This is a genomic window from Rhodococcus sp. Z13, assembly GCF_025837095.1.
In the GTDB taxonomy this organism is placed as follows: Bacteria; Actinomycetota; Actinomycetes; order Mycobacteriales; family Mycobacteriaceae; genus Rhodococcus; species Rhodococcus sacchari.
In genome coordinates this window covers 4025056-4048934 of record NZ_CP107551.1, presented here as the reverse complement: position 1 = coordinate 4048934, position 23879 = coordinate 4025056, and the positions used below count along the sequence as shown (strand labels likewise).

Genomic DNA, 23879 nt, shown 5'->3' with positions numbered 1-23879 from the left:
ATGGGCGTGAAGAACATCCACTCCGGCACCGTCGCGGTCGTCGGCAACGGACCGGTCGGCCAGACCACGGCACTGCTGCTGGCCCGCTGGGGAATCCGGGTCGTGCTGCTCGACGGCCGCCCCGAACGCGACCCCATCGGGTCGAAGGCCATCTGCCAGCAGCGCGACGTGCTCGAGGTCTGGGAGGCCGTCGGTGTCGGCCGGCGGATCGCGGACGAGGGCGTCACCTGGGAGATCGCCCGCACCTTCCACCGCGACACGGAGCTGTTCGCACAGCCTTTCGTCGACCACGGACGGTCGGAGTTCCCGCCCTTCGTCAACATCTCGCAGACGCGCACCGAACAGCTCATGGACGAGGCCATCGCGGCGCAACCGTCGATCGACGTGCGGTGGGACCACACCGTCACGTCCGTCGACCAGGACGAGCACGAGGTCCGGTTGCACTGCGAGACGTCCTCGGGACCGGTGACCGTGACGGCCGACCACGTCGTCCTCGCCGCCGGCTCCCGGGCCCGGGACCTGCGTCGGCAGCTCGGCGTCGAGTTCCCGGGACGGTCGTTCGACGACAAGTTCCTCATCTGCGACATCCGGGCCGACATCCCCGGCTGGGGCAACGAACGCCGCTTCCACTTCGACCCCGAGTGGAATCCGGGGCGGCAGGTGCTCATCCACCCCTGCCCGGACTCGACCTTCCGCATCGACTGGCAGGTGCCCGGCGACTACGACCTCGACGCCGAGGCGGAATCCGGCGCGCTCGACCGCCGCATCCGCCGCATCATCGGCGACGTCGACTACGAGATCGTGTGGAAGTCTGTGTACCGCTTCCACGCTCGTCTCGCCGACCGCATGCGGGTGGGCCGGATCCTGCTCGCCGGGGACTGCGCGCACATCGTGTCGCCGTTCGGGGCGCGGGGCCTCAACTCCGGTGTCCTCGACGCCGAGAACGCCGCGTGGAAACTGGCGTTCGTGCTGCGGGGCTGGGCCGGCGACTCCCTGCTCGACAGCTACGACCTCGAACGCCGCGCCGCGGCCCGGGAGAACCTCGACGTCACGGCGGCGACCATGGACTTCCTCGTGCCGCAGGACGACGAACAGGCGGCCCGGCGACTCGGGATCCTCGAAGCGGCGCACACAGACGAACAGGCCTGTCGCCTGGTGGATTCGGGACGCCTGTCCGAGCCCTTCTGGTACGTCGACTCCCCGCTGACCACCGCGGATCCGGAGCGTCCGTTCGGGGGCCGGCCCGAACGCGGCCACAGCCCGGACCCGGTGCCCGGTGTGCTGGTGCCGGACCTGCCGGTGACGGTCCGCGGTCGCGGCGAGACCCGGTTGCGGAGTATCGCCCGCGACGGCTTCCTGCTGCTGCACGGCGACGACGTCGACCCGGCGCTGCTGCGGGACATCGCCCTGACCGCCACCTCCGCGCCGCTGCGCATCCACGCCCTGCCGGAGATCGACCACACCGGACTGCTCGCCTCGGTGCTGGAAGCGAAGCCGCACGAGGTGTGGATCGTCCGGCCCGACGCGCACATCGCCGCCGTGGTGGACGGTTCGGACACCGGCGCGGTGTTCACGGCGTTGCGCCGTGCCCAGGGACAGTGCGCGGCGGCGCCACAGGTGCTGGCGAGCTGATCCGATCCGCCCGGGCGGTCCTTCCTGCCGGGGGAGGACCGCCCGGGCGTTCTCAACGCAGATACAAGCGAACCGTGTCGATCTCGTTGCGCAGCAGGTCGATCTCCTCCGGCGTCGGATCCTCGGTGACGGTGAGGCCGTCGGAGACCTTCAACTCCCAGCCGGTCGCGGCGCGGACCTGCTCGACGGTGACGCCGCGGTGGATGCTGGTCAGCTCGAGTTCGTCGAAGGGTCCGGTGCGGGAGAGCACCCCGAGGCCGGTGAACACCTTCGTCACCCCGCGCCCGCGGGGCATGGTCCCGGCGCCGGATGCGCGGGCCCGCACCGGGCTCGGTGAGGTGCAGAAGTCCAGTTCGGCGGGAAACGCCGCCGGGTCGTGCCGGCGCATGATCACGAACACCTCCCCGGCGTTGGGCATGATCTCCACCGCCCCACCGCCGCCGGGCAGCCGCACGGTGGGTTTGTCCCAGTCGCCGATCACGCTGGTGTTGAGGCTGCCGTAGCGATCGATCTGCGCCGCCCCGAGGAACCCGACGTCGACGTTGCCGCCCTGGAGGACGTAACCGAACAGCGCCGCCATCGACACCACGGATTCGGCGCCGGAGACCACCACCGAGTCGGCGATGCCCTCGGCCATCGCCTCGGGATGGGCTCCGCAGACCCCGGATTCGTAGATCAGCTCGACGTCGGGATTCGACGTGCGGGCCGCGAGATCCACCGCGAGGGTGGGCAGCCCTACCCCGGCGAACACGCGGGTCTTGCCGGCCAGGGCGCGGGCGGCGACCGAGACGATCAGTTCGGTGGTGGAGAAGGGTTCGGTGGTGGTCACTGTCGGCTCCCGTAGTTGACGGCCCCGGACCAGCGGGGTGCGACGGCGAGGCCGGTCCAGTAGTCCTCGCCGAGCTTGTCGAGATACTCGCCGTGGTCGGCGGTGGAGTACACCCATTCCTTGAGCCAGGTGCGCAGGGCCTGGGGGTCCTTGCTGATGGCGGTCCAGCGGCGGTAGAACGCGCAGTCGCGGTCGTAGAAGCCCTGCGCGTAGGACGGATGCGCGCCGCGGGGGCACAGCACCACCGCGTCGACGGCGTGCGAGGGGATCAGGGTGCGGCTCGGATCCGACCGCACCACGTCGTCGTCGACGATCTCCTCGACCACCACGATCGCCTTCTTCGCGGCGTAGACGGCTTCCTGCTGTACCCCGGCGATGCCCCAGATCTGAGTGTTGCCGGCGCGGTCGGCGCGCTGGGCGTGGATGATCGTCACGTCCGGGTTCAGTGGTGGCACCACGTACACCGAGCCCTCGCCGAAGGGATCGTCGACGAGCCGGATGTTCGGGTTGAGCTTCGGCAGGTCGCTGCCGGCATAGGAGCGCAGCGGGAAGAACGGCAGCCCGGCGGCGCCGGCCTGGTAGCGGCAGACCATGCCGTAGTGGCTGTACTCCTCGACTTCGAGTCGCACGGGGTCGTGGTGCTCGATGCGGCGACGGATCTCGTGGAGCGAGCCGGCCGAGCCGCTGGCGAAGAACGACGCGACGAGTTTCGACACGCAGTCGGCGGCGATGAGCTGGTCGGAGACGATATCCGGGGTCATGCGGCACAGGGTCAGGTCGCGGCGGCCCTGGCGGATGATCTCGTGGGCCGCGGCGAAGGGGATCAGATGTGAGAAACCTTCGAGGGCAACGGTCATCCCGTTCTCGACGTAGGTCGCGATCGCCTCGCGCATGGTCATCAGTTCGTCCGGCATACCGGTCGTCCTCCGTGGGGTCGGTGGTCCGCGATAATCGACGTGTGGAGATCCAGCAGGTGAAAGCGTTCCTCGCGGTGGCCGAGGAACTGCACTTCGGCCGGGCCGCGCAGCGCCTGCACATGGCCCAGCCACCGCTGAGCCGCACCATCCGCCGCCTCGAGAAGGAACTCGGCGCGGAACTGTTCGAACGCAGCACCCGCAGCGTGCGGCTGACCGAGAGCGGTCGCGCCCTCGTCGAACCGGCCCGGAACATCCTCGATGCCTGCAGACTGGCGGAGATGGCCGTGGCGTCCGCCGGATCCGGGCAGACCGGGCGGGTACGCATCGGGTTCGCCGGCTCGTCCTCCCACAGCCTCGTGGGGCGCTGGGCGAAACTCGTGCGCCGCACCCACCCGGGCATCGAATTCGTCCTCGACAGTTCGGCCTACGCCAGCGAGGCACTCAACAAACTCGCCGCGGGGGCGCTCGACATCGGCATCGTGCGACTGCTGTTCTCCCCGCCGGGCATCGCCTCGCGGGTGATCGCCCGGGAGAGCCTCGTCGTCGCACTGCCCGCCGAACATCCGCTCGCCGGCTGCGAGAAGGTGGGTCTGGCGGATCTGGCCACCGAACCGTGGGTGATGCTGCCGGCCGAACCCGGATCGATGCTGCGGGAGTTGCTGCTGCGCCTCGCGCACGACGCGGGATTCACCCCGAGAATCGTGCAGAGCGCCCCGGATTCGCTGTCGCTGGTCGCGCTCGTCTCCGCCGGGGTGGGCGTGTCGATGACCGTCTCGTCGGTCGCGGCGAACGTCATCAACCCCGAGGTGGTGTTCGTGCCTTTGGCCGACCATCCCGAACCGCTCGACGTGCGGCTGGTGTGGCGCGAGGACGACGACAGTGCGGCCCTCGCCGAGGTGCTGCGGCTGTCGGAGCAGGCGCTTCCGACCCCGGAGTGACCGGGACCGGCCGGTGGAGACGCCGGCCGGTCCCGAGCAGGAGATGTCCGGACTACGCATGGATGCGGCTGGTTCCGGACTGTGCCGCGGCCTCGTTCGCCTGCTCGAGGGCGAGTTCGTCGGCGTCGGACTGCTCGGCGACGGACGGGGCCTTCGGGTCGTAGCCGGTGCGCTTCAGGAGCGCCAGGGTGCACACCAGGGACACCGCGGCGTAGCAGGCGGCCGCGATCGCGACGCCGGTGACGTCACCGGAGGAGTTGAGCAGCCACTGTGCGAGCACCGGGGTGCCGCCGCCGACGATCAGCGAGCACAGCTGGTAGGCCAGGGACAGGCCCGAATAGCGGATGTTCGCGGGGAAGGCGCGGGCGAGGATGCCGGCGATGGCGCCGTAGAACATCGAGTGCGGAATCGTGGCCAGGCACATGCCGATCGCGGCGATCGCGAAGGTCTCGGTGCGGATCGCGAAGAACATCGCGGGCATCAGGAACAGCTCCGGAACGATCATGAGCAGCATGGCCTTGCGCATGTCGATCTTCGACACCAGCACGGCGCCGAACGGCTGCACGATGAACTGCACCACCAGAGCGATGGCGATGATGGCGAGGAAGGTGCCGCGCTCGTAACCGAGTTCGCTCGTCGCCCACGACAGCGCGAAGGTGTTCTTGAAGTAGGTCACCTGGGCGAGCGGGAGGGCGCCGGCGCCGAGCAGGACCAGTACCCAGTGCTTGCGCAGCACCTCCTTGATGGGGAGCTTGACCGTCTTGTTGCGCGCCAGAACGGCTTTCATCGCATCCGATTCCTCGAGCTTGAGGCGGATGACCATGCCGATGACGACCAGCACACCGGAGAGCAGGAACGGGATGCGCCAGCCCCACATCATGAACTGCGGTGTCGGCAGCGCGGCGAGGAAGAAGAACGCCATCGTCGACAGCAGGTTGCCTGCGGGCGAACCCTGTTGCGCGAAAGCCGAGTAAAGGATCCCCTTGCCCTTGGGTGCGTTCTCGCTGGCGATCAGGACGGCGCCGCCCCATTCGCCACCGACCGCGACACCCTGCAGCACTCGCAGGAGCACCAGCAGGATCGGGGCCCACATGCCGATCTGCGCGTAGGTGGGCAGCAGGCCGATACCGACGGTCGCGATACCCATCATCACGAGGGTGATGACGAGGGTGTTCTTGCGGCCGATCCGGTCGCCGAGGTGGCCGAAGACGATGCCGCCGAGCGGGCGGGCGAGAAAGCCGGCCCACAGGGTCACGAAGGCCAGAAGGGTCGCGACACCCCCGGACAGTTCGTCGGAGAAGAACACCTTGCCGAACACCAGGGCCGCGGCGGTGCCGTAGATGTAGAAGTCGTACCACTCGATGGTGGTACCGATGAAGGAGGCGATGCCGGCCTTGCGGGCCTTCCTCGCGATCTCCTTGTCGGTGGCGGTGGACGAACTCATGCACCCTCCGTGCGTCGTGCCTCCGGGGAGGAGGTAGCGGTGTGGTCTACGTCTCATTCGAGCGTCGCAGGGCGCAGCTTTGCAGTCCAATGAGGTTTTCTCACCAGAGAGTCACCGACGACAGCAAAGACATCCGAACGGTGTGGCGTGAAAAGAGGACGTGGGGTCCTGCCTGGTAGGGATTGTTTCGAGCAAGAAGCAACCCGGAGCAGGACCCCACGTGATTACCTATCGTGCCACGCTCGACGTGCCCGAGCACACCCTGACCTTCGTCGCCCGTATCCTCGCTGCCCACCGCCGCAGGACCGATCGCCGGCCGTGGCAGCGGGCCGCGACCGTCTACGTCCAGGCTCTGATGGTGCTGCGGTGGTTCCGCGACGGCACCGACGTCGCCACCCTGGCGCGCGATGCCCGCATCTCGCAGGCCACCGCCTACCGGTATCTCCACGAAGGTATCGACGTGATCGCTGCGCACGCCCCGGACCTGCACGACGTGCTCGAACGTGGGATCGAGTCCGGCTGGGAGCATGTCTGTCTCGACGGCACCCTCATCGCCTCGACTCGCTGCCGGGAGCGTTCCGAGTCCGGGCACGACGTGTGGTACTCGGGTAAACATCGCCGCCACGGCGGCAACGTCCAGGTCCTGACCGATCCGACCGGCTACCCGATCTGGGTGTCCGAGGTTGCCCCCGGTTCGGTGCACGACCTCACCGCTGCTCGTCGGGGCGGGATCCTCGGCGCCCTCTACCACGCTGCCGCCGGCGGGATGCCCACCCTCGCCGACAAGGGGTACACCGGTGCCGGGATCGGCGTCCACGTCCCGACGAAAGGCCGTGATCTCGATATCGGCACTCGTTGCCGCAACACGCTGCTGTCTGCGATGCGTGCTCCGGCCGAACGCGCGAACGCGCTGCTGAAGACCCGGTGGAAGGCGCTGCAGCGAATCAGTCTATGTCCGTGGAGGATCGGCTCGATCGCTGCTGCGGCTCTCGTTCTTCTTCACCTGCAAGCACCGGCCTGGTGAGAAAACCTCAATACCCAATCGAATGCAGATCTTTGCCACCGCGGTATCAATTCGGCGGTTGCGCAGCCTGGTAGACATACAGCGACGACGGCGGTTCCGGACCGCGGACACGAAAGGACACGACGGTGAGGAGCGACGGAACGAATCGGGCCCCCGGGGAGACCTCGGCCGGACTGCCGCTCGAGGGCATCACCGTGGTGAGCCTCGAGCAGGCGGTGGCCGCCCCGCTGGCGACGCGCCATCTGGCGGACCTCGGTGCGCGGGTCGTCAAGGTCGAACGCGTCGGGGACGGCGACTTCGCCCGCGCCTACGACGTTGCCGTCCACGGCCTCGCCGCCCATTTCGTGTGGCTCAACCGCGGCAAGGAGTCGTTCGCGGTGGACCTCAAGGCACCCGAGGGCATCGACGCGGTACGGAAACTGATCGCCGGCGCCGACGTCTTCCTGCAGAATCTCGCCCCCGGCGCGGTCGAACGCCTCGGCCTCGGTGCCGACGACCTGCGCGCCGACCATCCGGAACTCGTGGTGGTCAACATGTCCGGTTACGGCACCGCCGGGCCGATGCGCGACCGCAAGGCCTACGACATGCTCGTGCAGTCGGAGACCGGCCTGTGCTCGATCACCGGCACGCCGGAGACCGCCGTCAAGACCGGTATCCCCACCTCGGACATCGCCGCCGGCATGTACGCGCTGACCTCGATCCAGGCGGCGTTGCTGCGCCGGTTCCGCACCGGCGTGGGTGCCACCATCGACGTGTCGATGTTCGACGCGACCGCCGAATGGCTCGGCTACCCGATGTACCTGCAGATGTACCAGGGCACGCAGGTGCCACGAATGGGCTTGTCGCACATGTCGATAGCGCCCTACGACAAGTACCCCACCTCGGACGGCGAGATCCTCATCGGCGTCCAGAACGACCGCGGCTGGCGCACGCTCACCGAGGTCCTCGGCATGCCCGAACTGGCCGACGACCCGCGCTACGCCACCAACCTCGAGCGGGTGAAGCGCCGCGTGGAGGTCGACGCGCTGGTCGCGCGGGCCACCGAGAAGTTCACCAGCGCCGACCTCGACGAGAAGCTCGCGGCGGCCGGGGTGCCCGCCGCGCAGCTGCGCGACCTGCGCGGACTCATCGACCATCCCCAGCTGTCCACCCGCGACCGCTGGCGCGAGGTGCAGACCGAGGCCGGGCCGGTGCGAGGCATCCTGCCGCCCATGAACTTCCGCGACGTCGAACTGCCCATGGGATCGGTGCCTGCGCTCGGGCAGCACACCGAGGCGGTGCTCGCCGAGCTCGGGCTCACCGAGGAACAGGTCGAGGGGCTCAGGAGGGCCGGCATCGTCGGCTGACCGTCGCGTGTGTCCGAAATGTACGGCCATGAGCTGACGGACCCATAGGAATCGGGAGCGCATGGAATCGCAGATTCTGATGGACCCGGTGCCGTTCACGGATTGACGCACCGCCCGTTGTGCCGAAAAATGGCCGTACAAATTCTGGGCAGAACGGGGTGGAGGCTGCAATGTGGCGATCGGGCGACCGTGACTGGGTGATCTCGGCCCGATGCCGCGGTGTCGACACCGCCATGTTCTTCCCGCAGGTCGAGAACGGGCGGGGCGCCGCCGTACGGGCGGAACGGCAGGCCAAGGAGGTCTGCCGCGCGTGCCCGGTGATCGTGGAATGTCTCGACCACGCCGTGCGCACCGGTGAGACGCACGGCGTGTGGGGCGGGATGAACCACGCCGAACGACGGGCCTACGAACGCGCGACGAAGCTGCGTCGCCTGCGGTCCGCCTGAGCGCGGATCAGCCCACGTTCGTGACGGGGATCAGGCCACCGGTGATCGCGGATCCCGCGTCGGAGAGCAGGAATTCGACGACCTTCGCGATGTCGGCCGGTCGTGACCACCGGCGCGTGTCGGCGTCGGGCATCGCTGCGCGGTTGCCGGGGGTGTCGATGACGACGGGCAGCAGGGCGTTGACCCGGATGTGGTCGTCGCGGTACTCGAGCGCCATCGTCTCCACCAGTGCCGACAGGGCTGCCTTCGATGCGATGTACGGCGCGCCACCCGGGAAGGGTGATCTCGTCGCGGCGGTCGAGATGCACACGATCGACCCGCCGCCCCCGGCGATCAGGTGGGGGAGCGCCGCCCGGTTGAGGGAGAACGCGGTGCGCAGGTTGAGGTCGAGCTGGGCGTCGAGCACCTCGACCGGGGTCTCGTGCACGCGCGGCCCCGAGGTGAACCCGCCGACGAGGTTGACGACGCCGAACAGGGGCGCGTCCGCGTCGCCGGTGGCTGCGCGCACCGCCTCGTCGAGCTGCTTCTCGTCGCGGAGGTCGGCCTGCACCAGCTGCAGGTTCGGGTGCGTGCCCACCCGCTCGAGCTCGTCGCGGACCAGCCAGGGCGCCACGACCCGCCATCCGGAGTCGAGAAGTTGCCTGGTCACGGCGGATCCGAGCCCGCCGGTACCTCCACTGACGATGACGGTGCGCATACTGTCGGGTCCCCCTCCGGCCGTGCCGTCGCTGTGGTATGCGGGGTTGTTGACAAGTCACCAACTCCGCATACGAAGATCATCGGTGAACATTCCACACGATCGGAAGGATGTCGATGACTGATATCGAAGCGGAATTCGTCCACATCGGCGGACTGCGGGCCTACCTCGCGCGTCCGCTCGGGGGTGCCACCGGCGGCATGTTGCTGCTCCCCATGATCACCGGCATCGACAAGCAGGTCCGCGAGTACGCCCAGGACATCGCCGGCACCGGCGTGACGGCCCTCGTCTGGGATCCCTGGCACGGACCCACCGCCGACGACACCCCGCGCGAGAAACTGTTCGAGCTGATGAACCAGCTCGACGACGAGAAGTGCCTGGCCGAGATGGGCACGCTGCTCGACCACGCCTTCGGTGAACTCGGCCTGCGGAAGGTCGGCGTGATCGGCTGGTGCCTCGGCGGCCGTCTCGCCCTGATCCTCGGCGGCCGCGAGCCGCGCCTGGCGAACGTCGTTGCCTACCACCCGTCGATCGCCGTGCCGCCGGCGCCGAACCACACGCTCGACGCCGTCGAGCTCTCCGGCAACATCACGGCACCGGTGATGGTGCTGCATGCCGGCGCCGACACTATCATGAGCGCCGAGACCTTCGGCCGGCTCCAGTCGACCCTGCAGCAGCGCGAGACCGGCGCGACGATCACGCACGTCTACCCGGGGGCCGAGCACGGCTTCTCCTCGCGCGACCGGCACGGCAACCAGGTCAACGCCGACGCCTACGCGCTGTCGTGGCCGCAGGCGCTGAGCTTCGTCAAGGACACCGTCCTGTCCTGAGAAGCGGCCGTTCCGCGGCGGGGTCCGTCGTAGCAATATCTACTGCAATTAGATTAGCTGCGACGGACCCCGACACGGAAGGGCGACATCGATGAAGCCCACCCCGGCATGGAGTACTCGCGCGACGAAATCCTCTTCATCGCCTACTGAGACCCCGCGACACAGAGAAATTTCGGCGAAACGGTTGCACATGCGCGCCTGAGGACCACGATGGAGCGCATGGCGTCGAGCACCGAACTCGATCAGGTGGTCATCCGCATCGCCGGCGATTCCGGCGACGGCATGCAACTCGCCGGTGACCGCTTCACCGCCGAGGCAGCCGCCTTCGGCAACGACCTGGCCACCCAACCCAACTTCCCCGCCGAGATCCGCGCGCCCCAGGGCACCCTCCATGGGGTCTCCAGCTTCCAGATCCGCATCGCCGACCACGACGTGCTCACCGCCGGCGACCGGCCCGACGTGCTGGTCGCGATGAACCCCGCCGCGTTCCGGACCAACGTCGGCGACCTACCGCCGGGCGGCACCGTCGTCGTCGACAGCGACGAGTTCACCAAGCGGAACCTGAGCAAGGCCGGCTACGACACCGACCCGCTCGGCACCGACGCCGTCGCGCACCTGACCGTCCACGCCGTGCCGATGACCACCCTCACCCTCGGGGCCGTCGAACCCACGGGTGTCGGCAAGAAGGACGCCCAGCGCGCCCGCAACATGTTCGCCCTCGGCATCCTGTCGTGGATGTACGGGCGGCCGCTCGACCCCGTCGAGAAGTTCCTCGAGCAGAAGTTCGCGGCGAAACCCGACATCGTGCGCGCCAACGTCCTGGCGCTGCGGGCCGGCTGGAACTACGGCGAGACCACCGAGTCGTTCGGGACCGTCTACCGGGTCGCCCCCGCTGCACTGCCCGCGGGCACCTACCGGCAGATCACCGGCAACACCGCCCTCGCCTACGGGCTCGTCGCCGCCGGACACGCCGCCGGCACCGACGTCTTCCTCGGCACCTACCCGATCACCCCCGCCTCCGACATCCTCCACGAACTGAGCAAGCTCAAACGGTTCGGCGTGCACACCTTCCAGGCCGAGGACGAGATCGCCGGCATCGGCGCCGCGATCGGCGCCTCCTACGGCGGCGCACTGGGCGTCACCAGCACCTCCGGTCCCGGCATCGCCCTGCAGTCCGAGGCGATCGGGCTGGCCGTGATGACCGAACTCCCGCTCATCGTCGTCGACGTGCAGCGCGGGGGACCGTCCACCGGGCTGCCGACCAAGACCGAACAGGCCGACCTGCTGCAGGCGATGTTCGGCCGCAACGGCGAATCCCCCGTCGCGATCGTCGCCCCGCAGTCACCCGCGGACTGCTTCGACGCCGCGCTCGAGGCCGCACGCATCGCGCTCACCTACCGCACCCCGGTGATGCTGCTGTCCGACGGCTCCCTCGCCAACGGCTCCGAACCGTGGCGGATCCCCGACATCACGAACCTGCCGCGCATCGAACCCCGCCACACCCCGCCACCGGAGGACGGCGATCCCGGCTACCTGCCCTACGCCCGCGACCCCGACACCCTCGCCCGCGACTGGGCGATCCCCGGCACCGCGGGTCGCGAACACCGCATCGGCGGGCTCGAAAAGGCCGACGGCACCGGCGACATCTCCTACCACCACACCAACCACGAACTGATGACGCGGCTGCGCGCGGCACGGATCGAGGGTATCGAGGTCCCCGACCTCGACGTCGACGACCCCACCGGCGACGCCGAGGTCCTCGTCCTCGGCTGGGGATCGTCGTACGGGCCGATCGGGGAGGCCGTCCGTCGTGCCCGCCGCAGCGGACGTGTGGTCGCCCGCGCGCACCTGCGGCACCTCGCGCCGATGCCCGCCAACCTCGGCGAGGTGCTCGCCCGGTACCGGCGGGTGCTGGTCCCGGAGATGAACCTCGGCCAGCTGTCCACCCTGCTGCGCGCGCGGTTCGGTGGCGACATCCAGCCCGTGACGAAGGTGTCCGGCATGGCCTTCCGGGCCGACGAACTCCACGAGGCCCTCGAGTCGGAGTTCACCGGCACCCTCGCCGACGTCGAACGGGCCAGGACCCCGGCCGCGGTCGCGGCGGCCACGAAGATCGACCGGAACGGAAGGGAGCGAGCATGACCGGCCTCCTCGGCCAGGAACTCGGACTCACCCCGCTCGGTGGGCTCGACGGAATCCCCCGCACCGACACCCCGCAGAAGGCCAAGGACTTCACCTCCGACCAGGAGGTGCGGTGGTGCCCCGGCTGCGGCGACTACGTCATCCTGGCCGCGGTCCGAAGCCTGTTGCCGGAACTCGGGATCCGCCGCGAGAACATCGTCTTCGTCTCCGGCATCGGCTGCTCGTCGCGGTTCCCCTACTATCTCGACACCTACGGGGTGCACTCCATCCACGGTCGCGCACCCACCCTCGCGACCGGCCTCGCCGTCACCCGGCCCGACCTGTCGGTGTGGGTGGTCACCGGTGACGGCGACGCCCTCTCCATCGGCGGCAACCACCTCGTCCACACCCTCCGCCGGAACGTGAACATGCGGATCCTGCTGTTCAACAACAGGATCTACGGACTCACCAAGGGCCAGTTCTCGCCCACCTCGGAACTCGGCAAGGTCACCAAGTCCACCCCCGCCGGCTCGGTCGACGCCCCCTTCAACACCATGTCGCTCGCACTCGGCGCCGAGGCCACCTTCGTCGCCCGCGCTCTCGACTCCGACCGCGAGGGGCTGAAGGAGGTGCTGCGCGCGGCGGCTCGGCACCGCGGCACCGCCTTCGTCGAGATCCTGCAGGACTGCCCGATCTTCAACGACGGTTCCTTCGACGTCCTCCGCAAGGACGAGGCCCCCGCCCACCTCATCCGGTTGCGGCACGGCGAGCCGATCGTCTTCGGCGTCGACGACGAACTGTGCGTCGTGCAGCGGGGTTTCGGTCTGCGTGTGGAGCGGCGCGTGGACGTCGATCCGTCCGACATCGTCGTCCACGACGCGTACACCGACGACCCCGAGTACGTCTACGCGCTGTCGCGGCTGTCGGACCAGGACCTTACCTACACCGTCGTCGGGATCGTGCGGCAGGTCACGCGGACGACCTACGACGACGCCGCCCGCGACCAGATCGCGCGGGCGCGTGAGACCGAGGCGGCCGATCTGCAGGCGTTGCTGGCCGGCGACAACACCTGGACGGTGTCCTGACGTCCTCCATCCGCTACCGGCCTAGTCGTCCGCTGCAGCAATCGCTGCGGTGAATGGCTGAGGATGTAGCGGATCTCAGGCGTGGTGGACGACGCGACCGTCGATGAGGGTGGCGCGCACAGCTTCCGAGGTGGGGGCCTCCAGCATCTCGGGCAGGGAACGGTCGAGGAGCACCAGATCGGCCGGGGCACCGACGCGCACCGTACGGGCGGGACCGCCCGGGTCGTCGAGGGGTGCGAGACAGCGGCCGAGGGCCTCGGCGGGGGAGAGTCTTTCGTCGACGCCGACGATCTCGCCGGTGGGGCAACGCCGGGTCACCGCGGCGTCGACGACGGCCCACGGGTCGGCGGGACCGTAGGGGGCGTCGCTCGACAGGGCCAGCGGCACACCGCCGTCGAGCAGGCTGCGGCACCGGTAGAGATCCGGTAGATCGACGACGGGCACGTCGTGCAGGTAGGCGTCGCCGCGATCGGTGAGGAAACCCGGCTGGGTGACGACCTGCAGGCCGAGGCGCCGCAGGTCGCCGATCGAGTCGGCCGGGACGAGAGCGCCGTGTTCGATGCGGTCGCCGCGGACGGTCCCGACGTCGGTGAACACCGCGAGCAGGAACGCGAACGCCTCGCGGCTGACGCAGTGCACCGCCACCGGTCTGCCGGCCTCGTGGGCGCGGCGGATGGTGCCGGCGAGCGCGTCGAGGTCGGGCAGACCCGAATCGGCGACGACGATCTTGTACGGCCCGGCCGCGAACGTCGCCGACCCCCCGGTGAAATCCAGGGGTGCGCCGAGAAGCCGAAGACGTTGCGGCACATGTCCGTCGAGATGTGCACGGCGGAGGTGTGCGAGGGTCGACGGGGTGAGATCGGGCGTGGCGTCGCTCAGCCCGGTGACGCCGTGGCGGGCGAGTTCGGCGCCGACGGCCTCGAGTGAGGGCGGGCCGGTGGCGGGGAGACGTTCACGCAACCAGGTGTCGGCCCGCCAGATCCGGCCGGTGGGGCGGCCCGCGTCGTCGCGTTCGACGCCGGGATGGTCGGCGGTGTCGAGGCCGGCCAGCGCCGCCGCGGTGGAGTTGAGGACCCACAGGGCGCCGCTGCGGTGCTGGATGCGCACCGGACGTCGCGCGTGCAGGGCGTCGAGGGAGTGCGAGTCGAGCAGACCGGCAACGGATTCGAAGTACCCGACACCGCGGATCCAGCCGTCGCCCGGAGCGGAGTCCAGGGCGCGGGCGAGATCGTCGGCCGAGCGGACCGAAGGGGGACCGCACCGGACCGACGAACGGTCGGCGGCGAGGGCGTGCAGGTGGATGTGGTGGTCGTGCAGTCCGGGCAGCAGCGCGCCGGAACTGCCCTCCACGACCTCGGCGGTATCCGGAATCCCCAGTTCCGGAGCGATGTCCGTGACGACGCCGTCGCGGACGAGGACATCGAGGCCCCGGACGCCGCCGACCTCCACGTCGCGCAGGACGAGCGTGCTCATCGCCGGATTCCGAGAGCAGTGAGCACACGCGCGGTGTCGCGGCCGGATTCGGGTGCCTGCCCGGAGGGTTCGCGGCGCTGCGGTTCCGCCACCGGAACGGTCCCGGACGGAGCGTGCACGACCCAGTGGCCGTTCTCCCGAACCGGCTGCGGGGCAGGATCCGTCGCGTCGTCCAGCGTCGCGGCGACGACCGCGGACATCGAGACGTCCCACAGCATTCCTGGCCCGTCGCACGGTGTCGACATCGCCAGTGCGGCTGCGGTCAGACCGGTGAGGGGGTCGGCGATCGCATCGCCCACGAACACCGGCCCGTCGGCGTCGAAGGCGACCAGTCCTGCGGAGGCGGCGATGTCGTCGCCGAAACCCACACGGTACGAGGCGCGTCCGTGTGCGGTGATCGAGATCCACGTGGCACCGGCCGCGACCTCCTTCTCGGCATCGAGCCCGAAACCCGCCAGGGCACGGGGACGCGACGCCTCGATCACGATGTCGGCCGCCGCGACGAGTTCGGCGAGTTCGCGGCGCTGCCGGTCGTCGGACGGGTCGAGGACCACCGATTCGTGGCCGGCGTGGAGCAGGCGGTAGAAGTCCGGATCGCCGCGACGCGCACCGTCGGGCCGCGAGGGCGTCTCGACCTTGACCACCCGCGCCCCGGCGAGACCGAGCAGGTGCGCGCACAACGGGCCCGCCCACAGGGAACCGAAATCGACGACGAGCAACCCGGCGACGTCCCGCGGACGCGTGGGAACAGGCGGTGCACTGTGCACGGGCGCGATCGGCCCGGCGGCGATCCCGAGCATCTCCGCCCGTTCGGCGAGTTCGGCACCCGGGTGCGCGGCGAGCCACTCGGTCACCGCGGGCCAGGGGTCGCCCTCGATCTCCGCACCGATCAGGGCCCCGAGCAACAGGGGATCGTCGGGGCGCGCGCACGAGACCGCGGCCCACCCGTCGGCGGTCGGCAGCAACCGGCACGCCCCGCCAGCGGAGACGGCACCGGCCCGGCGGTGCCCGGTGAAGGCGGCCCGCTCGGACAGCAGCCGGGCCCCGTCGAGCTCCACGCGACCACCGGTCGCGGCAGCGACCCAGCGAGCATGCTCCCGCGCGACCGTCGCAGCACGTCCCGGAGGCACGAGTGGGGGACCGTCGGCCCGGCCGGTCAGAGCGACGATCCCGCTCTCCGCCCAGTCGCGGACCGGATCCGCTGCGAAGTCGCTGATCACGGTCGTGATGCTACATTCCCTGCCGGATGGGGCCCGGTGCAGCACAAGGACGGTCATGAACACAGACACGGCACGCGCGACCACTGTTTCCGTCGCCGATCTGGCGAGCGGCGCAGCAGGCGAACCCCTCCTCGGCGACGGTGAAACCCTGGTGCGTCCCCTGCTCGTCGTCGACCTCGACGACGCCGATCCCGCCCTGTCGGCCCGTGCAGCGGAAGAAGCCTCCCTGTGCGACCGCATCCTCGTCGGCCGCGCGACCCGCGAGGTCCCGGCGGCGCTCGCCCCGCTGGTCGACGCCCTCGACCTCACCTACGCCCCGGCCGGCCCGACCCGGGGCATCGTGGAGGCGGACGACCCCGACGCGAGCATCGCCGAGTTCGCCACCGCGGTGGCGCAACGGCCGCAGTCGGCGCTGGTGGCCCGGCAGGTCGTGCGGGCCTCGGAGACCCTGGCGGTGCCGGAGGCCATCGACGTCGAATCCCTCGGGTACTCGACGCTGCAGGGCGGCCCGGAGTTCGCGGCCTGGCTCGACGAGCGCGGCCCGCGCCCGCTGCCGCCCCCGTGCGAGAACCCGGTGCTCATCGAGCGCGACGGCGACGTTCTGCACATCACCCTCAACCGGCCCGAGCGACGCAACGCCTACGGCACACTGCTGCGCGACGCCTTGGTAGAGGCCCTGCGGCTGGCGGTGCTCGACGAGAGCGTCGAGCGGGTCGTGCTGGACGGCGCCGGGCCGTCGTTCTGCGCAGGTGGCGACCTCGACGAGTTCGGACGCACCCCGAACACCACGCTGGCGCACCTCATCCGCACCCGTGGAGGAGCGGGGCGCCTGGTGGCCCGGCTGGCCGACCGTATCGAGGTGCGTGTGCACGGTCACTGCATCGGTGCCGGAATCGAGATCCCGGCCTTCGCCGGACGGGTGGTCGCCGCTCCGGACACGCTCTTCCGTCTCCCGGAGGTGTCGATGGGGCTCATCCCGGGCGCGGGCGGGACGGTGAGCATCCCACGGCGGATCGGCCGGTGGCGGGCGCTGCACCTGTTCGTCACTGCGGCGCCCCTCGACGTCGCCCGCGCACTCGAGTGGGGGCTGGTGGACGAGATCCTCGGGCCCTGAACGACGAAACCGGCGTCGATCGCGAAACTCTCTGGGAGAAACGCGAACGACGCCGGTCTCGACGACGGTCAGGCCATGAGGGCCGTGAACCGCCAGTCCAGCACCGGCGCCGGCTCGGCATCGTCGCGGTGGGCATGGACGAGCGACCGCAGGTTCAGCACACCACCGCCCTCGGGGAGCGGTTCGGCGGACTCGACGTGCAGGTCGCTGGTGAGGGTGTCTCCCTCGTGCACCGGACCGGTGTGATCGCACGACTTCCAGCCCAGCACCGTCACCAGGTTCGGCAGTGCCCGCGACGCCTGCGCCAGAGCGAGACCGATGGTGTGGCCGCCGTAGACGAGACGCCCTGCGGCACCGACCCGCTCGTCGTGGTGCGTCGCCGCGATGTTCAGGCTCAGGCGCGCGAGTTCCGGTGCGCTCGAGACGACGTCGCCGCTCGACTGCAGCACCGCGCCCACGAGGGACGGATCGAAGTGCGCGCCCGGCACCTTCGACCGGTACACATCGAGATCCCAGCCCTTCGGCACCGACCACTGCGGTTCGTCCTGCGGGCCGATGGCCGACAGGTCGTCGGCGTGCACGACCCGGTCGGGATCGGGGTTCTCGCTCAGCGGCAGCATCGCGCACCGGTAGAAGTCGAGGACAGTGTTGCCGTCCTGGTCGACGGTGTTCATCCGCAGCGCGGCCAGACCGGTGGGCTTGCGGCCGGGCTTGGCCGAATTCTCCTTCAGGCCCACCACTTCGGTGGTGGTGTACAGGGTGTCGCCGATGTGCGGGAAGCGATGGAAACGCAGGCCGCGGTAGAACAGGTTGGCCTTGACGTGGTGCGTGACGAGCGTCGACTGGCCGATCGCGATGTCGGTGACGAAACCGGCGTGCGCCACCGGGCCACCGGCGACCGCGGCCGACAGGTGCTTGTCGAGCGGCAGACGCAGGCGGTCGCCGAGGATCGCCTGGTGCGTGGCGGCGAGACCGTCGGTGAGGGTCACGGCGGGGGCTGTGTCGAACACCTGCCCGACGGTCAGTTCGTCGAAGTAGGGTCCGCCGACGTACGAGGTGGTCATGGTGGTCAGGCTCCGATCTTGGACAGGGTGCGGCGGGCGGCGACGGCGACGGCCTCGTCGAGCATCTGGCCGTCCAGCTGGGCGGCTCCGGCCCCACGGTTCTCGGCCTCCTCGAGCGCGGCGAGCACCTTGCGGGCCGACTCGACCTGTGCATCGGTGGGAGTGAACGCTGCGGCGGCGGAATCGATCTGCGCCGGGTGGATCACCCACTTGCCGTCGAACCCGAGGTCGGCGACCCACCGCGCCGAGTGACGGAAGGCGTCGTCGTCGGTGATGCCGAGGAACGGGCCGTCGATCGCCTGGACACCCGCGGTGCGGGCGGCGTGCAACACACGGTCCTGCACGTACAGCCAGTGCTCGGGAGCAGCCGTGCGGGAACGTCCCAGGGAGGCACCGAGATCGGCGTAGCCGATGATCACCCCGGCCACTCGCGGCCCGGTCACGATCTCGTCGATGCGCTGCACGCCCGCCGGGGTTTCGATGAGGGCCTGCACCACGACCGGCGAGTCGCCGAGGATGCGGTCGGCCTCGACGAGATCCTCGGCGCTCTCGACCTTCGGGATCACGATCGAGGCGAGCGCGTCCCCGAGGGCCGCGCACGCCCGTAGGTCGTCCTCGAACCAGGGCGTGCCGCGGCCGTTGATGCGCACCGAGACGGTGCGGCCGGCGCCGTGCTCGCGGACGAGAGGGGCGACGAGCTCGCGGGCCGTGTCCTTCTGCGCCGCGGTGACGGCGTCCTCGAGGTCGAGGACCACTTCGTCGGCGGTGGAGGCGAGGGCTTTGGACGCCTTGCGTTCGTCGGAGCCGGGGGCGACGAGGACGGCGCGCCGGCGGAGGTGTTGCTCGGAAGTCACGGAGAACCTCGGGAGGTCGGTCGGGAAATGACGGCGCTAAATGTACGGCCATTGTCGGGCGTGCGCCACCCCATAGGTACGTGCAGCCGGTTGCATCGCCGAAAACTCTGGATTCCGACACGTTCGCGCGGGCCTGTGCATTGACATTCCCCCCGCGGCATCCACAAAATGGCCGTACAAAGTTCTCCGGGTCGCGTGGCCCGGCCCTCGACCGAAGGATCACCCGTGACCTACCTGAACGACGAAGAGGCTTTCCTGGTCAAGACCGTCCGTGAGTTCATCGATCGGGAGGTCAAGCCGTCGGTGCAGGAGGTCGAGCATCGCAACGAGTACCCGGAGAAGTGGATCGAGCAGATGAAGCAGATCGGCATCTACGGGCTGGCGGTGCCGGAGGAGTTCGGGGGTTCGCCGGTGTCGATGCCCTGCTATGCGCAGGTCACCGAGGAACTCGCCCGCGGTTGGATGTCGCTGGCGGGGGCGATGGGCGGGCACACGGTCGTCGCCAAGCTGCTGACCCTGTTCGGTACCGAGGAGCAGAAGGCCAGGTATCTGCCGAAGATGGCCACCGGGGAGATCCGCGCGACGATGGCGCTGACCGAACCGGGGGGAGGGTCGGATCTGCAGGCGATGACCACCACCGCCCGCCGCGACGGGGACGAGCTGGTGATCAACGGCGCCAAGACGTGGATCTCCAATGCCCGCCGCTCGGGGTTGATCGCCCTGTTGTGCAAGACCGATCCGGAGGCGGCCCCGCGGCACAAGGGCATCTCGGTGGTGCTCGTCGAGCACGGCCCGGGTCTGACGGTCTCGCGGGATCTGCCCAAGCTCGGCTACAAGGGTGTCGAGTCGTGTGAGCTGAGTTTCGACAACTACCGGATCTCGGCGGATGCGATCCTCGGTGGGGAGCCGGGCAAGGGGTTCGGGCACATGATGAAGGGTCTCGAGACCGGCCGGATCCAGGTGGCCTGCCGCGCGCTGGGTGTCGCCGCTGCCGCGCTGGAGGATTCGCTGGCGTATGCGCAGCAGCGGGAGAGTTTCGGGCAGCCGATCTGGAAACATCAGTCGATCGGCAACTATCTGGCGGAGATGGCCACCAAGCTCACGGCGGCGCGGCAGTTGACCCGCTATGCGGCGGAGAAGTTCGACAGCGGGGAGCGCTGCGACATGGAGGCCGGTATGGCCAAGCTCTATGCCTCGGAGGTGGCGATGGAGATCGCATTGAACGCGGTGCGCATCCACGGTGGGTACGGGTATTCGACCGAGTACGACGTGGAGCGGTATTTCCGGGACGCGCCGTTGATGATCGTCGGTGAGGGCACCAACGAGATCCAGCGCAATGTCATCGCGAGCCAGCTCGTCGCCCGCGGCGGCCTGTGACCGCCGACCCCGCGATCGAGAAAAGCTAGGATCGGGTCCGTCATGGACAACAAGGTGCGGGAGACGGAACCGGCCTACGCGCAGCTCGCGCGTCGACTCCGGGAAGCCGTGGAAGCGGGACGGTACAGCGGCGGCACACGGCTGCCCACGGAGGCGGAGCTCGCCGAACAGTACGGGGTGAGCCGGCAGACGGTCCGTCGCGCCTTCCAGGACCTCGTCGCCGACGGCATCGTCTACCGTGTCCCCGGCCGCGGCACCTTCGCGAACGAGTCGGGACGCCGCTACCGGCGTCAGCACGGCTCCATCGAGGACCTGCTCGCACTGTCGTCCGACACGGTCATGGAGATCGTCTCCCCGCTGCGGCGGGGCGTCGACATCGACGCCGCGAGCCGGCTCCGCCTCGACACCGACCTGCTGTACACGGTGGTGTTCCGGCGCGTCCACGACGGGATCCCGTTCGTGGTCACCACGGTCCATCTCCCCGACAAGGTCGCCGCGCACGTGCTCGACACCCCGGAACTGCAGGCCGGTGCGTCGAGCCGCAGCACCGTGATCGGACTGCTCGAACCGTATCTCGACAGCCCCATCGTCGAAGCGGCACAGTCCATCACCGTCGCCCCCGCCACCGAACAGGCGGCCGCCGAACTGGACTGCCCCGTCGGGCATCCGCTGCTGCGCGTCGACCGGTTGTACTCCGACGAGAACGGGGTGCCGACCGAGCTGTCGGTGAGCTACTTCCTGCCCGAGCGTTACACCTACCGCGTCACCCTCCGGCGAGCCGGTCACTGACCCTCGCCCCAACCCAACAGGAGCAACACATGCGGGTCTTCAACGGAATCGACGAGGTCGAGAAGGCTGTCGGCGAGCACCTCGGCTACAGCGACTGGCTCGAGATCGACCAGGAGCGCGTGAACCTGTTCGCCGACGCCACCGGCGACCACCAGTGGATCCACGTCGATCCCGAGCGCGCCAAGGACGGTCCTTTCGGCACCACCATCGCCCACGGCTACCTGACCCTGTCGCTGCTGCCGGTGCTGGGCCAGAAGATCTTCGCGATCGAGGGTCTGAAGATGAAGGTCAACTACGGCAGCAACAAGGTGCGCTTCCCCTCGCCCGTCCCGGTCGGTTCCAAGGTCCGCGCCGGCGCCGAGTTCAAGTCGCTCGAGCGCACCGCCAAGGGCGCGAACCTCGTCGTGCAGTACACCGTCGAGATCGAGGGCGGTGAGCGTCCGGCGCTCGTGGCCGAGACGGTCGTCGTCCTCGTTCCGTAACCCGCTCAGGAGATCTCGACGGGTCCGTCAGGAGATCTCGACACGGAGGATGCGGTCGTCGTCGCCGGCCGGCTCCCCGCGACCGTCCCGATTGGACGTCGTGAGCCACAGGGAGCCGTCCGGCGCGGCGACGACGGTCCGCAACCGCCCGTACTCGCCTCGCAGGAAGTCGCTCGCGGTCGCGACGCCGTCGTCTCCGATATCGATGCGCCACAACCGCTCTCCCCGAAGACCCGCCATCCACAGACTGCCCTCGGCCCACGCCAGCCCGGACGGGGACGCCTGCGCGACCGGCCAGGTGAGCACCGGATCGACGAATTCGTTCCCGCCGCCGGTGCCCTCGACCTCCGGCCACCCGTGGTTCGCGCCGGCCGTCACGAGATTCAGCTCGTCGACGTCGTTCTGCCCGAACTCCGACGCCCACAACCGACCCGCATCGTCGAACGCCAGGCCCTGCACGTTGCGGTGCCCCAGCGAGAACACCGGCGAGGCCGGGTCGGGATTGCCGGGCGCGGGATCGCCGTCGGCGGTGATGCGCAGGATCTTGCCGCCCAGCGAATCCGGATCCTGGGCGAGATCGCGGTCGCCCGCCTCGCCGGTCGCGACGTAGAGCATGCCGTCGGGGCCGACGATCATGCGTCCGCCGTCGTGGATCCGTCCGGCCGGGATGCCGTCGAGGATCACCTCCGGCTCCGACAGGGTCTCCCCGTCGAAGGTCGCGCGCAGCACGCGGTTGTCGTCGGCCGTGGTCGCGTACAGGAACACCTGCCGGTCGGTGGCGAAGCCCGGCGACACCGCGATCCCCAGCAGACCCGATTCCCCTTGCGCGAGGGTGTCTTCGACACGCCCCACCTCACGGCAGGTGCCGTCGGTGATCTCGAGGACGCGGCCGGTGTCGCGCTCGGTGACCAGCGCCGATCCGCCCGGCAGGAAGGCGATGCCCCAGGCGGTGTCGAGGCCGGAGGCGATCGTGCCGGTGACGCGGGGTGCTCCGGCCTCCGGCACGACGGACACGACCGAGGCGCTCGTGGTCGCCGGTCCGGCGGTCTCGGTCGTCTCGGACCCGCAGGAGACCAGCGGCAGCAGTGCGGCCACCGCGATCAGCCCGGCAAGACGTGTGCGCGTCACACGTTGCATCCTCGCGCGGCCACCCGCCACACGTCCACCGGTGCGTCGCCGGAGACCACGACGAGCTCGTCCACGAGGTTCACGGCGTTGCACGCGTGGTTGGGGATCACCCGCACCCGGTCGCCCGGAGCGGGACGCGGCGACGAGCCGGGCCACTGCACGGTGGCGTGGTGCTCCGACAGGGCGGTGATCCGCGCGTCGGGTTCGCCGAGGATCCGGCCGTGTCCGGTCGCCCAGGCCGCCCGGTCGGCACCGAGGATCTTCGACCCGGCGTCGAGCACGACGATCCCGTCCCGGACCGACACGACGGTCGCCAGCGCGGTGAGGGCGACGTCCTCTTCGGCGACGGCTCCGAGTTCGAGCTGCTGGGCGTCGCCGAAGACGTAGACGCCGGGGCGCAGTTCGGTTGCGGGAGTGGGTACGTCGATCAGCGCCGTGGGGGAGGACCCGCCGCTGACGATCGCCGGTTCGGCACCCGCGGCGCGCAGCGATTCGGCGGCCGCGGCCAGCGCGTCGGCCTCCTCCCGGGCTGCGGACGAGGGTGCATCCGGGGCATAGGAGTGACCGGGGAAGGTGAAGACGCCGACCACCTCGAGCCCGGCCTCCCGTGCGGCCGCGGCGACCGCCCCGGCCCGTTCGGGGGCGACGCCCGTGCGGTGGTGCCCGCTGTCGATCTCGACGAGCACCCCGATGCCGGTGCCGGCGTGTTCGGCGAGGGCCCGTGCCCCGGCAGCGGAATCGATACCGACGGTCAGTCGCATCCGCTCGGCGAGGGCTCGCAGGCGGGCGCCGCGGGCCGCGTCGACCCACAGCGGATAGGCGACGAACAGGTCGTCGAATCCGGCGGCGGCGAATACCTCCGCCTCCGTCACGGTGGCGACGGTCAGGCCGGTCGCACCCGCCTCGACCTGCAGTCGTGCGATCTCGGGGCACTTGTGGGTCTTCGCGTGAGGGCGCAGCGCCAGACCCCGGTTCCGCGCGGACGCCGCCATCCGCGCGATGTTGCGATCGAGGACGTCGCGGTCGACGAGCAGGACGGGGGTCGCTTCGAGTGCCATGGCCGCACCCT

At 69.9% G+C, this 23879-nt stretch carries 22 protein-coding genes; 12 read left to right on the top strand and 10 right to left on the bottom strand.

The genetic code is table 11. The features are described 5' to 3' along the window. Complete coding sequence (locus OED52_RS18455; RefSeq protein WP_264152275.1) at nt 1–1632, top strand: FAD-dependent monooxygenase; 1632 nt, start codon at nt 1–3, stop codon at nt 1630–1632. A 52-nt stretch (nt 1633–1684) separates the two neighbouring features. Here OED52_RS18455 and OED52_RS18450 read toward each other — a convergent pair whose 3' ends face one another. Then, the gene (locus OED52_RS18450; RefSeq protein ID WP_264152274.1) at nt 1685–2461 is read right to left on the bottom strand and encodes a CoA-transferase subunit beta; all 777 of its coding nucleotides are present in this window, start codon (nt 2459–2461) and stop codon (nt 1685–1687) included. After that, nucleotides 2458–3375, bottom strand: coding sequence for a CoA transferase subunit A (locus OED52_RS18445; RefSeq protein WP_264152273.1), 918 nt, complete (start codon nt 3373–3375; stop codon nt 2458–2460). The genes OED52_RS18450 and OED52_RS18445 overlap by 4 nt, the downstream gene beginning before the upstream one ends. Nucleotides 3376–3419: 44 nt before the next feature. On the opposite strand from OED52_RS18445, the gene OED52_RS18440 reads away from it, so the two are divergent. Beyond that, nucleotides 3420–4316 (top strand): LysR family transcriptional regulator, encoded by an 897-nt coding sequence (locus OED52_RS18440; protein ID WP_264152272.1) that lies wholly within the window; start codon nt 3420–3422, stop codon nt 4314–4316. A 52-nt stretch (nt 4317–4368) separates the two neighbouring features. Here the strand turns inward: OED52_RS18440 and OED52_RS18435 are convergent, their stop codons facing one another. Then, nucleotides 4369–5760: an MFS transporter gene (locus OED52_RS18435; protein ID WP_264152271.1), complete on the bottom strand. Its 1392-nt coding sequence runs from the start codon at nt 5758–5760 to the stop codon at nt 4369–4371. Nucleotides 5761–5980: 220 nt separating this feature from the next. Between OED52_RS18435 and OED52_RS18430 the strand changes: the two genes are divergently transcribed. The 3 genes from OED52_RS18430 (at nt 5981) to OED52_RS18420 (ending at nt 8576) form a co-directional block, all read left to right on the top strand. Continuing rightward, nucleotides 5981–6784 carry an IS5 family transposase gene (locus tag OED52_RS18430; RefSeq protein WP_145690968.1) on the top strand — a complete coding sequence of 268 codons (804 nt, stop codon included), beginning with the start codon at nt 5981–5983 and terminating at the stop codon, nt 6782–6784. 125 nt (nt 6785–6909) lie between these two features. Continuing rightward, entirely contained in the window at nt 6910–8130 is a 1221-nt protein-coding gene (locus tag OED52_RS18425; protein WP_264152270.1) for a CaiB/BaiF CoA transferase family protein, read from the top strand. Between the two features lie 170 nt (nt 8131–8300). Beyond that, on the top strand, nt 8301–8576 hold the full coding sequence (locus OED52_RS18420) for a WhiB family transcriptional regulator (RefSeq protein WP_264152269.1): 276 nt from the start codon (nt 8301–8303) through the stop codon (nt 8574–8576). Between the two features lie 7 nt (nt 8577–8583). Here the strand turns inward: OED52_RS18420 and OED52_RS18415 are convergent, their stop codons facing one another. After that, on the bottom strand, nt 8584–9273 hold the full coding sequence (locus OED52_RS18415) for an SDR family NAD(P)-dependent oxidoreductase (protein ID WP_264152268.1): 690 nt from the start codon (nt 9271–9273) through the stop codon (nt 8584–8586). A 116-nt stretch (nt 9274–9389) separates the two neighbouring features. Here OED52_RS18415 and OED52_RS18410 point away from each other — a divergent pair, with 116 nt between their 5' ends. From OED52_RS18410 to OED52_RS18400, 3 genes are all read left to right on the top strand, one after another. After that, nucleotides 9390–10103: a dienelactone hydrolase family protein gene (locus OED52_RS18410; RefSeq protein WP_264152267.1), complete on the top strand. Its 714-nt coding sequence runs from the start codon at nt 9390–9392 to the stop codon at nt 10101–10103. A 210-nt stretch (nt 10104–10313) separates the two neighbouring features. Next, a complete protein-coding gene (locus OED52_RS18405; protein ID WP_264152266.1) occupies nt 10314–12245 on the top strand; it encodes a 2-oxoacid:acceptor oxidoreductase subunit alpha in 1932 nt (643 codons plus the stop codon). Further along, nucleotides 12242–13309, top strand: coding sequence for a 2-oxoacid:ferredoxin oxidoreductase subunit beta (locus tag OED52_RS18400; RefSeq protein WP_264152265.1), 1068 nt, complete (start codon nt 12242–12244; stop codon nt 13307–13309). The genes OED52_RS18405 and OED52_RS18400 overlap by 4 nt, the downstream gene beginning before the upstream one ends. A gap of 75 nt (nt 13310–13384) precedes the next feature. Here the strand turns inward: OED52_RS18400 and OED52_RS18395 are convergent, their stop codons facing one another. After that, complete coding sequence (locus OED52_RS18395; RefSeq protein ID WP_264152264.1) at nt 13385–14782, bottom strand: amidohydrolase family protein; 1398 nt, start codon at nt 14780–14782, stop codon at nt 13385–13387. Further along, complete coding sequence (locus OED52_RS18390) at nt 14779–16002, bottom strand: CoA transferase (RefSeq protein ID WP_264152263.1); 1224 nt, start codon at nt 16000–16002, stop codon at nt 14779–14781. Before OED52_RS18390 ends, OED52_RS18395 begins: the two co-directional genes overlap by 4 nt. 55 nt (nt 16003–16057) lie before the next feature. Here OED52_RS18390 and OED52_RS18385 point away from each other — a divergent pair, with 55 nt between their 5' ends. After that, nucleotides 16058–17116, top strand: a complete 1059-nt coding sequence (locus tag OED52_RS18385) for an enoyl-CoA hydratase/isomerase family protein (RefSeq protein ID WP_264152262.1) — start codon at nt 16058–16060, stop codon at nt 17114–17116. A gap of 68 nt (nt 17117–17184) precedes the next feature. On the opposite strand, the gene OED52_RS18380 is transcribed toward OED52_RS18385, so the two are convergent. After that, complete coding sequence (locus OED52_RS18380) at nt 17185–18180, bottom strand: MaoC family dehydratase (protein WP_264152261.1); 996 nt, start codon at nt 18178–18180, stop codon at nt 17185–17187. Nucleotides 18181–18185: 5 nt separating this feature from the next. Then, nucleotides 18186–19034 carry an HpcH/HpaI aldolase/citrate lyase family protein gene (locus tag OED52_RS18375; protein WP_264152260.1) on the bottom strand — a complete coding sequence of 283 codons (849 nt, stop codon included), beginning with the start codon at nt 19032–19034 and terminating at the stop codon, nt 18186–18188. A gap of 225 nt (nt 19035–19259) precedes the next feature. Here OED52_RS18375 and OED52_RS18370 point away from each other — a divergent pair, with 225 nt between their 5' ends. The 3 genes from OED52_RS18370 to OED52_RS18360 are packed head-to-tail and all read left to right on the top strand — an operon-like array spanning nt 19260 to nt 21682. Continuing rightward, on the top strand, nt 19260–20411 hold the full coding sequence (locus OED52_RS18370) for an acyl-CoA dehydrogenase family protein (protein WP_264152259.1): 1152 nt from the start codon (nt 19260–19262) through the stop codon (nt 20409–20411). Between the two features lie 42 nt (nt 20412–20453). Continuing rightward, nucleotides 20454–21200, top strand: a complete 747-nt coding sequence (locus OED52_RS18365) for a GntR family transcriptional regulator (RefSeq protein WP_264152258.1) — start codon at nt 20454–20456, stop codon at nt 21198–21200. A gap of 29 nt (nt 21201–21229) precedes the next feature. Further along, nucleotides 21230–21682: a MaoC family dehydratase gene (locus tag OED52_RS18360; RefSeq protein ID WP_264152257.1), complete on the top strand. Its 453-nt coding sequence runs from the start codon at nt 21230–21232 to the stop codon at nt 21680–21682. Nucleotides 21683–21709: 27 nt separating this feature from the next. On the opposite strand, the gene OED52_RS18355 is transcribed toward OED52_RS18360, so the two are convergent. Both OED52_RS18355 and OED52_RS18350 read right to left on the bottom strand, forming a co-directional pair. Beyond that, nucleotides 21710–22819, bottom strand: a complete 1110-nt coding sequence (locus tag OED52_RS18355) for a PQQ-dependent sugar dehydrogenase (RefSeq protein WP_413247687.1) — start codon at nt 22817–22819, stop codon at nt 21710–21712. Next, nucleotides 22807–23868, bottom strand: a complete 1062-nt coding sequence (locus OED52_RS18350; protein WP_264152255.1) for an alanine racemase — start codon at nt 23866–23868, stop codon at nt 22807–22809. The genes OED52_RS18355 and OED52_RS18350 overlap by 13 nt, the downstream gene beginning before the upstream one ends. Between the last annotated feature and the right edge of the window lie 11 nt (nt 23869–23879).

What these genes read in the sequence shown, in the direction of transcription:
- OED52_RS18455 (WP_264152275.1), top strand. Translation starts at nt 1, where the DNA reads ATGGGCGTGAAGAACATCCACTCCGGCACCGTCGCGGTCGTCGGCAAC.
- OED52_RS18445 (WP_264152273.1), bottom strand. Translation starts at nt 3,375, where the DNA reads ATGCCGGACGAACTGATGACCATGCGCGAGGCGATCGCGACCTACGTC.
- OED52_RS18435 (WP_264152271.1), bottom strand. Translation starts at nt 5,760, where the DNA reads ATGAGTTCGTCCACCGCCACCGACAAGGAGATCGCGAGGAAGGCCCGC.
- OED52_RS18420 (WP_264152269.1), top strand. Translation starts at nt 8,301, where the DNA reads ATGTGGCGATCGGGCGACCGTGACTGGGTGATCTCGGCCCGATGCCGC.
- OED52_RS18415 (WP_264152268.1), bottom strand. Translation starts at nt 9,273, where the DNA reads ATGCGCACCGTCATCGTCAGTGGAGGTACCGGCGGGCTCGGATCCGCC.
- OED52_RS18410 (WP_264152267.1), top strand. Translation starts at nt 9,390, where the DNA reads ATGACTGATATCGAAGCGGAATTCGTCCACATCGGCGGACTGCGGGCC.
- OED52_RS18405 (WP_264152266.1), top strand. Translation starts at nt 10,314, where the DNA reads ATGGAGCGCATGGCGTCGAGCACCGAACTCGATCAGGTGGTCATCCGC.
- OED52_RS18400 (WP_264152265.1), top strand. Translation starts at nt 12,242, where the DNA reads ATGACCGGCCTCCTCGGCCAGGAACTCGGACTCACCCCGCTCGGTGGG.
- OED52_RS18395 (WP_264152264.1), bottom strand. Translation starts at nt 14,782, where the DNA reads ATGAGCACGCTCGTCCTGCGCGACGTGGAGGTCGGCGGCGTCCGGGGC.
- OED52_RS18385 (WP_264152262.1), top strand. Translation starts at nt 16,058, where the DNA reads ATGAACACAGACACGGCACGCGCGACCACTGTTTCCGTCGCCGATCTG.
- OED52_RS18380 (WP_264152261.1), bottom strand. Translation starts at nt 18,180, where the DNA reads ATGACCACCTCGTACGTCGGCGGACCCTACTTCGACGAACTGACCGTC.
- OED52_RS18365 (WP_264152258.1), top strand. Translation starts at nt 20,454, where the DNA reads ATGGACAACAAGGTGCGGGAGACGGAACCGGCCTACGCGCAGCTCGCG.
- OED52_RS18360 (WP_264152257.1), top strand. Translation starts at nt 21,230, where the DNA reads ATGCGGGTCTTCAACGGAATCGACGAGGTCGAGAAGGCTGTCGGCGAG.
- OED52_RS18355 (WP_413247687.1), bottom strand. Translation starts at nt 22,819, where the DNA reads ATGCAACGTGTGACGCGCACACGTCTTGCCGGGCTGATCGCGGTGGCC.
- OED52_RS18350 (WP_264152255.1), bottom strand. Translation starts at nt 23,868, where the DNA reads ATGGCACTCGAAGCGACCCCCGTCCTGCTCGTCGACCGCGACGTCCTC.